The organism is Collinsella sp. CLA-ER-H2 (assembly GCF_040092405.1).
GTDB lineage: Bacteria > Actinomycetota > Coriobacteriia > Coriobacteriales > Coriobacteriaceae > Collinsella.
In genome coordinates this window covers 126741-137821 of sequence record NZ_JBBNLO010000002.1, presented here as the reverse complement: position 1 = coordinate 137821, position 11081 = coordinate 126741, and the positions used below count along the sequence as shown (strand labels likewise).

Below are 11081 nucleotides of genomic sequence, written 5' to 3'. Positions count from 1 at the left end.
TCCAGCCCGAGGGGATGTAGGAATGCGATAGGAAAGTCATAGATGCGGGCGTGTTGGCTAAAATGGGTCGGCCGGGATTGGTCAATCTCGGCCGACTATATTTTGCTAAAATAATCCGACGCTAACACCATTGCGGTCCAGCTCTTTGCCTCCGCCTCCATAGGGTTTATTGTGCCCAGTGTGATTGCTCGTGTCGAGAAGGGCCGTTTTGCGCGTATTTGCGGCATCATTCGCTTAGTATTGGCAGCTTTGTTTTTGATTCCCTTTACTCCGGTCTATTTGCTGCCCGTGTTCTATGTACTGCAGACGGTCGCTTACTCGTTATTTGCTCCAATTAAATACTCAGTTTTCCAAAATGCTGCCGATTCATCGATGCGCTGTTCACTGATTTCGGTTCAAAGCCAGATGGTTGCAGTGGGCGCTATCCTTTTCTACTTGTTCAATGCTGCGTTGAGCAACATCGTGGGCATTCGAGTCGTATTGCTTATCGCACTCGGGATTTCTTCTTTGGTTTATATCCCCGCGCTCTTTCGTCTTACAAGCCAAAGGACATGAGTATTTAGGTACCGATAACTTATATATCAACGCAATAAACCCGAGCGCGAGGGCGTTTGGGTTTATTATTGAAGCGTATGTAACCTGGCGGCGCCACACCGCCTGTTAGTAGGGAGACACATGAACGTTCTGGTCGTCAACGCAGGATCTTCGACCCTTAAGTATCAGGTCATCGATACCAAGTCCCACAAGGTGTCCGCAAAGGGCTCCTGCGAGCGCGTCTGCTTTACCGGCGGTACCTTCACCCATGCTGCCAACGGTTCCAAGAAGGTGACCGAGAACATCGAGTTCCCCGACCACAAGGTCGCCATCGAGGCCGTCCTGAAGGACCTCGAGGCCAACGGCGTCAAGATCGAGGGTATTGGCCACCGCATCGTTCAGGGCGGTTGGTACTTTGGTGATTCCTCCCTTGTCGACGAGGACGTTCTCGCCAAGATCCGCGAGGTCGCCCCGCTGGCGCCGCTGCACAACAACCCCGAGGCCAACGTTATCGAGTACTGCCTGGAGCAGTATCCCGACCTGCCCAACGTCACGGTCTACGACACCGCTTTCCACTTCAACATGCCCGAGGTTGCGAAGACTTACGCCCTGCCCAAGGACGTTTGCGACAAGCTGCACATCCGTAAGTATGGCGCTCATGGCACCAGCTACCGTTACATCTCCAAGAAGGTCGCCGAGATGACCAACGGCGAGGCCCGCAAGGTCGTCGTGTGCCATATCGGTTCCGGTGCTTCCCTGTGCGCTATCGAGGACGGCAAGTGCATGGACACCACCATGGGTCTCACCCCGCTCGACGGCGTCATGATGGGCACTCGCTGTGGCTCCATCGACCCGGCTACCGTGTGCTACCTGCAGCGTGAGGGCGGCTATACCTTCGACGAGGTCGATGAGATGATGAACAAGAAGTCCGGCCTTTTGGCTGTGACCGGCGGCAAGACCAACGACTGCCGCAACGTCGAGGAGCTCGCCGCTGCTGGTGACCCCGAGGCCCAGCTCGCCTTCGATATGTTCGTTTACAAGATTGCCGCCAAGGCTGCCGAGATGGCCACTTCCATGTGCGGCATGGACACCCTGGTCTTTACCGCCGGCATCGGCGAGCACGCTCCGGCTGTCCGCGCCGGCGTGGCCGATCGTCTGGCCTTTATGGGCGTCAAGATGGACCATGCCCGCAACGCTCTGCGTGGCGACGGCGCTTGGTGCCTGTCCGCCAAGGATTCCAAGGTCAAGATCTTCGTCATCCCCACGGATGAGGAGTTCATGATCGCCTCCGACGTCGAGCGCATCGTCAGCGGTAAGTAATTGATGCAAGGGGAGGGGACTGGATGGCCTTGCGCCGTTCAGCCCCCTTTTATGCTCTTTGGGCGAAGAGCTTAATAGATATTTATTGAATTCTGATAACTTCTTATTAAAGGTACGGCCGCCTTATAGGTTTGCCGACCGTACTGTAATCACGAAGGAGTCTCATGAACGTACTTGTTGTCAACGCCGGCAGCTCAAGCCTTAAATATCAGCTTCTGGATACCGATACCCGCGAGGTTTTCGCCAAGGGCAACTGCGAGCGTATCGGCTCGGACATGGGTATCTTTGGCCACTCCGAGAACGGTGGCGCCAAGCAGACCGAGGAGGTTCCCTTCCCCGATCATCGCTCTGCTATCGCTCGCGTGCTCGAGGAGCTCGAGAAGACCGACTTTACGATCGATGGCATCGGCCACCGTATCGTTCAGGGCGGCTGGCACTTCGATGATTCCGCAGTCGTCGACGATGAGGTCATGGCTAAGATCCTTGAGGTGGCCCCGCTCGCCCCGCTGCACAATTACGGCGAGGCCTCAGCAATCGAGTATTGCCGCGAGAAGTATCCGGAGCTGCCCAACGTGGCCGTCTTCGATACCTCGTTCCACATGACCATGCCCGAGGTCGCCTACACCTACGCGCTGCCCAAGGACGTGTGCGACAAGTACCACGTGCGCAAGTACGGTGCCCACGGCACGAGCCACCGTTACGAGTGGATGATGGCCAAGGAGATCCTGGGCTCGCGCTGTCACCGTCTGCTTTCGTGCCATCTGGGCAACGGCGCTTCGCTCGCCGCCATCGAGGACGGCGTGTGCCGCGACACCACGATGGGCCTCACACCGCTTGACGGTCTGATGATGGGCACCCGCTGCGGTTCCATTGACCCGGCTACCGTATGCTACCTGCAGCGCGAGGGCGGCTACAGCTACCAGGAAGTCGACGACATGATGAACAAGCAGTCCGGCCTGCTTGCCATTTCGGGTATCTCCAACGACGCCCGCGACATCCGTACACGCGCCTCCGAGGGCGACGAGCGCTGCCTGCTCGCCTTCGATATGTTCGCCTACAAGGCCATGCAGCAGGCCGGCTCTATGATTGCTTCCATGGCGGGCGTGGACACCATCACCTTTACCGCCGGTATCGGCGAGAACGACTGGTCGATCCGCAAGGCCTTCTGCGATTGCTTTGAGTGGCTGGGCGTACGCATCGACAACAACAAGAACCGCGAGGCCGTGGGCAACGGCCCGCAGGTCATCAGTGCCGCCGGTTCCGCCGTCACGGTCATGGTCATCCCCACCGACGAGGAATACATGATCGCCCACGACGTCGAGCGCCTGACCAAGAACAACTAACGCGCGCATTTGCAAGTAAACGAAAGGCCTCCAGAGCAACAGCTCCGGAGGCCTTTTTACTAGCAGGCGGAAATTCCAGTCCCAAAGTGATCATCACCAGCAACGCCTGCGCTCCCAGCAACGGCACCAGACCATTCAGATCATCAGCTCCAGCTCGTAGCCAAGCCGCCGTCCACCCCGGATTCCCTGATTGCTACGTGGCGGCAGGGACCCTACAGGGTAAAGCTCTGAAAATATTCCGCAGGACGCATGAAACCCCCGCCGCACGAAGTGCGCAGCGGGGGTTTCATGCATGTCCGAGGACGTTTTCAGAGCTTTACCCTGTAGGGTCCCGAGGGGATATGTCCGCTACTCAGCCATCTGAGCCTGGACGGCGGTGATGGCTACGACACCCACGATGTCATCGGCGGAGCAGCCGCGCGACAGGTCGTTGACCGGCTTGGCGATGCCCTGCAGGATGGGGCCGTAGGCGTCGGCGCCGGCGAAGCGCTGGACCAGCTTGTAGCCGATGTTGCCGGCCTCGAGGTCGGGGAATACGAGCACGTTGGCCTTGCCGGCGACAGAGGAGCCGGGAGCCTTGAGCTGGGCGACGGTGGGGACGATAGCGGCGTCGAGCTGCAGGTCGCCATCGATGGCGAGTTCGGGAGCCTTCTCCTTGCAGAACTTCACGGCCTCTTGGACCTTCTTGGCGACCTCGCCGCCGGCGGAGCCCATGGTGGAGTAGGAGAGCATGGCCACGTGCGGCTCAACATTGCCCATGAAGGTGGACCAGGAGTGAGCGGAGGCGATGGCGATCTCGGAGAGCTCGTCGGAGGACGGGTTGATGTTGAGGCCGCAGTCGGCGAAGATCAGCGTGCCGTCGGTGCCGAACTGCGGGGTGTCGGTGCACATCACGAAGAAGGCCGAGACCAGCTTGGTGCCCGGGGCGGTCTTGAGGATCTGCAGCGCGGGGCGCAAGGTGTCAGCGGTGGAGTGGCAGGCGCCGGAGACCAGGCCGTCGGCATCGCCCATCTTGACCATCATGGTGCCAAAGTAGGTGGCGTCCATCACTTGGGCGCGAGCCTGCTCGATGGTGACGCCCTTCTTGGCGCGGAGCTCGGCAAACTTCTGCGCGTACTCCTCGTGCTTCTCGGCATTGCGCGGGTCGATGACGGTGGCGCCGGGAACGTTGATCTCGTCGGGGTTGCCCAGGATGACGATCTTTGCCAGGCCCTCCTCGATGATTTTGGTGGCCGCGACGATAGTGCGCGGATCCTCGCCCTCGGGCAGGACGATCGTCTTAAGGTCGGCCTTGGCAGCAGACTTCATACGGTTTAGGAAATCGCTCATGTTACTCCTTACAAGCGTTTCGCTAAGCTCCAGGCGCCCGGCTGTTCACGAATAAACCCGCTGCTAGCGGGTCTACCTTTCAATTATGTTCGCCGCTGTGCTTGAGCTTTCCTTGTGTGGCAAGCTCATTATAGGACGCATTAGCGCTATAATCGCTCTGATAAATATGTCTCGAAGAATGTTCGAGAAAAGCCCAGCTAATGAGCCCGTGGCTTTTGACAAGGAGTATCGATGCAGATTACCTCAGGCCTGCCTGAAGGCTTTTACGCCGGCGCGTACGACATGATTGTCGTCGGTGCCGGATATGCCGGTGCCGTTTGTGCCCGCCGTCTTGCCGAGACCATCGGCTATCGCGTTGCCGTTTTGGAGCGCCGTAGCCACATTGCGGGCAATGCCTATGACTGCACTGACGAGGCCGGAATCCTGATCCACGAGTACGGTCCGCATATCTATCACACTTTTAACGAGCGCGTGCACAATTTCCTGTCGCGCTTTACCAAGTGGACGGATTATCAGCACAAGGTGCTCGCCAACATCAACGGTACCCTTATGCCCGTGCCCTTCAACCATGCGAGTCTCAAGCTCGCCTTTGGTGACGAGCGCGGCGAGGAGCTGTATCAGAAGCTCGTGGAGACCTTTGGCAAGGATGTCAAGGTGCCCATTATGGAGCTGCGTAAGAAGAACGACCCGGATCTTGCCGAGGTCGCCGATTACGTCTACGAGAATGTCTTTTTGCATTACACCATGAAGCAGTGGGGCCAGACGCCCGATCAGATCGACCCCTCGATCACCGGCCGCGTTCCCGTCTTTGTGGGCGATGATGACCGCTACTTCCCGCAAGCTCCCTTCCAGGGCATGCCGCAGGAGGGCTACACGGCGCTCTTTGAGCACATGCTCGACCACGACCTGATCGACGTGTTCTGCGACGTGGACGCCCGCGATCTCTTTGAGATCGACGAGACCACCGTCAAGGTCGACGGTAAGGTCTACGGCGGCGAGATTGTCTATACAGGTCCGCTCGATGAGCTGTTCAACCTCGACTTGGGCGCGTTGCCGTACCGCACGCTCGATATGAAGTTCGAGACGCTCGATATGGACCAGTTCCAGCCCGTGGGCACCGTCAACTACACCACGAGCGAGGACTACACGCGCATCACCGAGTTCAAGAACATGACCGGTCAGGTCCTGCCCGGCAAGACCACCATCATGAAGGAGTACTCCAAGGCCTATACGCCCGGCTCGGGCGAGACACCGTACTACGCCATTCTTGAGCCCGAGAACCGTGAGCTCTATGAGCGCTATCTTGAGCGCGTCCAGAACCTGACGAACTTCCACCCGGTGGGCCGTCTGGCCGAGTATCGTTACTACGATATGGACGCTGTGACTAATTCCGCCCTCGATCTTTCGGATGAGATTATCGCCTGCCATGCATAAAGTCATAACATTCGGTATTCCCTCGTATAACGCCGCCAAGGACATGGACCATTGCATCACCTCCATCTTGGAGGGGAGCAATTACGCCACCGATATCGAGATTATCGTGGTGGACGACGGCTCCAAGGACGAGACGGCCGATAAGGCCGATGAGTGGGAGGCGCGTTATCCCGGTATCATTCGCGCGGTACACCAGGAGAACGGCGGCCACGGTATTGCCGTCCTTTCGGGTCTGCGCGAGGCACAGGGCACCTACTACAAGGTTGTTGATTCGGACGACTGGCTTGACGGCGCTGCCCTTTCGACCATGCTGTCGATTCTGCGTGGCTTTGAGGAGCGCGACCAGCGCGTTGACCTGTTTATCTCGAACTACGTGTACGAGAAGGTTTACGAGGGCACGCATACCGCTATTGGCTACAAATTTGCCCTGCCGCGCAAGAAGATCTTTTCCTGGGATCAGATCGGTCATTTCCGCCTGGACCAGAACCTACTCATGCACAGCCTGTGCTATCGCACGGATGTGCTGCGCGAGTCCAACCTTCCCATGCCGCCGCACACGTTCTATGTGGACAACATCTACGCCTACGTGCCGCTGCCGCGTTGCAAGACCATGTACTACGCCGACATCGACCTCTATCGCTACTTTATCGGTCGCGAGGGCCAGAGTGTCAACGAGGCCACGATGGTCAAGCGTCTGGACCAGCAGTTCCGTGTGACGCGCATCATGATGGAGTCGTACCACCTGTACAGCGATGTTGAGTCGTCGCGTCTGCGCTCGTACATGATGGGCTATTTCACCATGATGATGGCGATCTGCTCGGTGCTCACCAAGCTTTCCGAGGAAGATTGCGCCGACGAGCGCCTAAAGACGCTGTGGAATGATTTGAAGGCCTACGACGAGCGCATGTATCGTCGTGCCCGCTACGGCGTGGTCGGGTTCTTCACCAATCTGCGCGGACGGGCCGGAGACAAAACCACACTCGGCCTATACCGTCTTGCCTCAAAGATCTTCAAATTCAACTAGCTGCCGAGTAATCGCTGCTGATAGGTTGACTGGGCCCCTTGGCCTTTAGTTTGCTACTGCGAACAGTCCTGCTCGCACGGAAAGCACATTAAGTGCTTTCCGGCTCGTGCGGAACTTGTATCAAACTAAAGGCCAAGGGGCCTCTGCTATAAGAATCGATTGTCAGGCTGCCTGAATTTGAAGATCTTCGACGCGCGGTACACAGGGGCCTGGGCTGAAAAGAATCTGGTTGGTAGGTTGCCCGGTGGGGCTTGGTTATGTTTGTCGCGAGTTCCGCACGAGCCGAAGAGCACTTAATGTGCTCTTCGTGCGAGCCAGGACTGTAGAGCAGCAAACATAACCAAGCCCCACCGGGCAACCGGTCAGGTTAGGCTACTTCGCGGCGCCGGGGATGCCGTGGGAGGTTTTGGCGGTTTTGGCTCCGTTTACGATGGCGGTTTCCAAGGCCCTTACGGCGAGCATGCCCAGCAGGTCTAGGGGAACGGCGGCGCTTGCCTGGGCGCCCAGTTTGCCGCTGGCGAGGGTGTAGATGGTGTCGCCGTCGTTGGTGGTGTGCGTGGGACGGATGGCGTGTGCGTAGGCGTCTGCGGCCATCTGGGAGACCTTGGTGGCTTGTGCCTTAGTGAGTTCCACGTTGGTGACGATGCAGCTGATGGTGGTGTTGGTGCGGTCGAGCGGCATCTGCATGGATCCGGCGGCGGCAAAGGCTGCGAGTTCCATGTCGACGATCTGGTCGCTATCGGCCGCGGCGCGCATACCGGCGACCCACTCGCCGGTGAAGGGGTCGACAACGTTGCCGCAGGCGTTGACCGAGACCACGGCGCCCACCTTGATGGGGCCGAGTGCCACGGCGGCAGCTCCAAGGCCGGCCTTCATGCAGGTGGCGGGCCCCATGAGCTTACCCACGGTGGCGCCCGTGCCGGCGCCTACGTTGCCCTGTTCGAGCTTGGTGGGGGTGTGGTCGAGTGCTTCGCACACGGCGGCGATGCCGGCCTCAATGTCGGGGCGCACGGTGGGGTCGCCAAAGGCAAGGTCGAAGATGCAGCTGGAGCACACGATAGGCACCTGCGTGGGGCCGACGGGAAGGCCGATGCCGCGGCTCTCAAGCTCGCGAGCGACGCCGCTTGCAGCCTCGAGGCCAAAGGCCGATCCGCCCGAAAGGCAGACGGCGTGGACCTTGTCGACGGTGTTCTCAGGTCGCAGCAGGTCGGTTTCGCGCGAAGCGGGAGCACCGCCGCGAACGTCAACACCGCCGGTGGCGCCCTCGGGTGCCACGATTACGGTGCAACCGGTGCCGGCCTCCTCGTCCGTATAGTTGCCATAGCAAAAGCCATCGACATCGCAGACGTCAATGGCCTCGAGCAGTGTATCCATGTTTAACTCCTATCGGTTTTCCGCCGCGCCTTGTGCCCGGTCGGGATCCATACGGTACGCCAAAATTGTAGGCGCCGGGGGATACCCAGCGCCAGATGCAATTACGAGAGTTTTTGAATCGCGCGCGCGACGCGGGCGATGGGTAGGCCCACCACGTTATAGAAGTCGCCCGAAATATCGTGCACGAGCATGCGTCCTCCTGTGCCCTGAATGCCGTAGGCGCCGGCCTTGTCCATGGGCTCACCCGAGGCGACGTAGTGCTCGATCTGCTCGTCGGTGAGCTCGTAGAACGTCACGTCGGTCACATCGACAAAGGACAGGCTTTCGGCGGCATGCGGGGCGGCCGTATCGCCTGCCTTAACGATGCAGACGCCGGTTGCGACCTGGTGCGTGCGGCCCGAAAGCTCACGGAGCATAGTGCGCGCCTCGTCCTCGGTTGCCGGCTTGCCCAGAATCTTGCCGTCAAAGGTGACGATGGTGTCGGCCGCGACCGTCAGCTCATTGGGCTCGGCATACTCGGCAGCAACGGCAGCCGCCTTGGCGCGTGCCAAGCGCTCGACAAGCGTGAGCGGGGCCTCGCCATCAAAGGGCGTTTCGTCGATATCCGCGGGAATCACGCGAATGTTGTAGCCTGCCTCGCGCATCAGCTCTATGCGGCGCGGCGATTGCGAAGCCAAAATCATAGTTGGATGCCCTCGGCGACCTTCTCGACGGCCTTGTCGCCGGCGAGCGTGCGCAGCAGCTCCAATGCAAAGGGGAGGGACTGTGCCATGCCGCTGGCAGTGATGATGTTGCCGTCTTGCGTGACCTTCTCGCCGGTATAGGCGCCTTCGGGGAAGCTTTTCTCAAAGCCAGGGAAGCACGTGGCATGGCGCCCCTCGAGCAGGTCGAGCTCGCCCAGGATAAACGGGGCGGCGCAGATGGCGGCGACGTGCTTGGTTGCGGCGAACTCGCAGACCACGTCGCAGACGCGCTGATCTGCGCGCAGGTTGGTGGCACCGGGCAGGCCGCCGGGCAGCACGACGCAGTCGTACTCGTCAAAGTTGATCTCATCAAAGAGCGCATCGCAGGTCACGGGGATCTGCAGCGAGCTTACGACCTCGCGCGTGGGCATGATCGAGACGAGCGTGGCACGCACGCCGCCGCGACGCATGACATCGACCATGGTCAAGCATTCAATAGTTTCAAAGCCATCGGCGGCGAGAACGGCAACGCTGGGCATGAGGGTTCCTTTCATAGGCGGCATACAATTAGCCGTCTTATACCCCGAAGACCTCCGCTTGCCACGCTCGATTTCCCAATGATTTTCTGAGCAATGATTAAGCGGCTAGTTGCGCCTAAGGTGGACGACGGTCTCGCAGTGGAAGGTTTGTGGGAACAGGTCGACTGGCGTGATCTTTACGGGGGAGAAGGTGCCTTCTTCGACAAAGCGTTTGAGATCGCGCGCCAGGGTGGCCGGGTCGCAGCTCACGTAGGCGACATCGCGGGCACTCGTGCTGGCGATGAGGTCGATGGCCTCGGGCGCCAGGCCCGCGCGTGGCGGATCGACCACCAGGACATCGGCGTCCTGGTCGGGGAACTCGCGCACGGCATCGCCGCCGATGACGTCGACGTTGTCGAGCTTGTTGATCTCCAGGTTGCGACGCAGGTCGCGCACGGCCGGACCGTAGGCCTCGACGGCAGCGACAAAGTCGCAGCGGCGGGCGAGCGGCAGGGTAAAGGTGCCGGCACCGCAGTACAGGTCCACGGCCAGCTCGTCTTCCTGCGGGTCGAGGGCGTCCATAACGAGCTCGATCAAAATCTCGGCACCCTTGGTGTTGACTTGGAAGAACGACGGAGCGGACAGGCGCATCTGGCCTTCGGCGATGTTCTCGGTCCACGAGCCCTCGCCGGCGAGCATCTCTACCTTAGAGACGCGGCGGGCCTTCTTCTCGCCCTTGCTCATCACGCGCACCACGCTTGTGGGGTGCGCGGCGTCTGCCAGCACGCGCGAGACTTGCGAGCGCGGGAAGGAACCCGTGGGCGTCCAGAGTGCGACTTCGAGCGCCTTAGTGCGGCGCGAGGCGCGAATGCCCACGCGCTCGAGGCCCAAATCATGGCTGCCGCTTAGATAGTTGAGTGCGCCGACGACCGATTTGAGCGCCTTGGGAAAACGCTTATCGAACAGCGGGCACGCATCGACGGTCACGATCTTGCTGGGGTCGACACCGTGCATGCCAAGGCGCACGCGACCGTTGACGACGGTCGGTTCGAGCTCGATTTTATTGCGGTAGCCCCAGTCGTCCTTGGTGTGGCGGATGGGCTGCACCAGCTCATCGACCTGCTCAGGAGCGAACTTGCCAATGCGTTTGAGCGTGGAGCGCAGGTTTTGCTCCTTGGCGGCGAGCTGTGCCGTGCGTGAGAGATTGCCCCACGAGCAGCCGCCGCAGATGCCCACGAAGGGGCAGGGAGGCTGAATGCGATCGGGGCTTGGCTCCAGAATCTCGGTGGTGCGGGCACGCATGAATGACTTGCCGTCCTGCACGACCTCGGCCTCGACGGTGTCGCCTGCCACGGCGCCCTGCACAAAGACGGCCTTGCCGTTGTCGGCGTGCGCCAGCCCATCGGCGCCGTAGGTCATCGATTCTATAGTGAGCTTCATATCCCTGCCTGTCATTCGCGTTGTTGTCCGCACCATGGTAGCAGGGAAAAGCGCCCCGCATCCGAGACTTTCCTCAAATGCG

10 protein-coding genes are annotated in these 11081 nt (G+C 60.0%); 5 read left to right on the top strand and 5 right to left on the bottom strand.

Features of this window, described 5'->3' with window-relative positions:
* The first annotated feature begins 171 nt into the window (after positions 1–171).
* The 3 genes from AAAX59_RS01390 (at position 172) to AAAX59_RS01380 (ending at position 3197) form a co-directional block, all read left to right on the top strand.
* Positions 172–555 carry a hypothetical protein gene (locus AAAX59_RS01390; protein WP_349070168.1) on the top strand — a complete coding sequence of 128 codons (384 nt, stop codon included), beginning with the start codon at positions 172–174 and terminating at the stop codon, positions 553–555.
* Between the two features lie 120 nt (positions 556–675).
* Positions 676–1854: an acetate kinase gene (locus tag AAAX59_RS01385; RefSeq protein WP_349070166.1), complete on the top strand. Its 1179-nt coding sequence runs from the start codon at positions 676–678 to the stop codon at positions 1852–1854.
* A 164-nt stretch (positions 1855–2018) separates the two neighbouring features.
* A complete protein-coding gene (locus AAAX59_RS01380) occupies positions 2019–3197 on the top strand; it encodes an acetate kinase (RefSeq protein ID WP_349070163.1) in 1179 nt (392 codons plus the stop codon).
* A gap of 348 nt (positions 3198–3545) precedes the next feature.
* On the opposite strand, the gene pta is transcribed toward AAAX59_RS01380, so the two are convergent.
* Positions 3546–4526 carry a phosphate acetyltransferase gene (gene pta, locus AAAX59_RS01375; protein WP_006234296.1) on the bottom strand — a complete coding sequence of 327 codons (981 nt, stop codon included), beginning with the start codon at positions 4524–4526 and terminating at the stop codon, positions 3546–3548.
* Positions 4527–4757: 231 nt separating this feature from the next.
* Between pta and glf the strand changes: the two genes are divergently transcribed.
* On the top strand, positions 4758–5960 hold the full coding sequence (glf, locus tag AAAX59_RS01370) for a UDP-galactopyranose mutase (RefSeq protein ID WP_349070161.1): 1203 nt from the start codon (positions 4758–4760) through the stop codon (positions 5958–5960).
* Positions 5953–6984 carry a glycosyltransferase family 2 protein gene (locus AAAX59_RS01365; protein WP_349070159.1) on the top strand — a complete coding sequence of 344 codons (1032 nt, stop codon included), beginning with the start codon at positions 5953–5955 and terminating at the stop codon, positions 6982–6984. The genes glf and AAAX59_RS01365 overlap by 8 nt, the downstream gene beginning before the upstream one ends.
* Positions 6985–7356: 372 nt before the next feature.
* Here the strand turns inward: AAAX59_RS01365 and AAAX59_RS01360 are convergent, their stop codons facing one another.
* From AAAX59_RS01360 to rlmD, 4 genes are all read right to left on the bottom strand, one after another.
* A complete protein-coding gene (locus tag AAAX59_RS01360) occupies positions 7357–8358 on the bottom strand; it encodes a P1 family peptidase (protein ID WP_349070157.1) in 1002 nt (333 codons plus the stop codon).
* Positions 8359–8459: 101 nt separating this feature from the next.
* Positions 8460–9041: a Maf family protein gene (locus AAAX59_RS01355; RefSeq protein ID WP_055309802.1), complete on the bottom strand. Its 582-nt coding sequence runs from the start codon at positions 9039–9041 to the stop codon at positions 8460–8462.
* On the bottom strand, positions 9038–9580 hold the full coding sequence (locus AAAX59_RS01350) for a DJ-1 family glyoxalase III (RefSeq protein WP_055287259.1): 543 nt from the start codon (positions 9578–9580) through the stop codon (positions 9038–9040). Before AAAX59_RS01350 ends, AAAX59_RS01355 begins: the two co-directional genes overlap by 4 nt.
* 105 nt (positions 9581–9685) lie before the next feature.
* On the bottom strand, positions 9686–11014 hold the full coding sequence (gene rlmD / locus AAAX59_RS01345; protein WP_349070155.1) for a 23S rRNA (uracil(1939)-C(5))-methyltransferase RlmD: 1329 nt from the start codon (positions 11012–11014) through the stop codon (positions 9686–9688).
* Between the last annotated feature and the right edge of the window lie 67 nt (positions 11015–11081).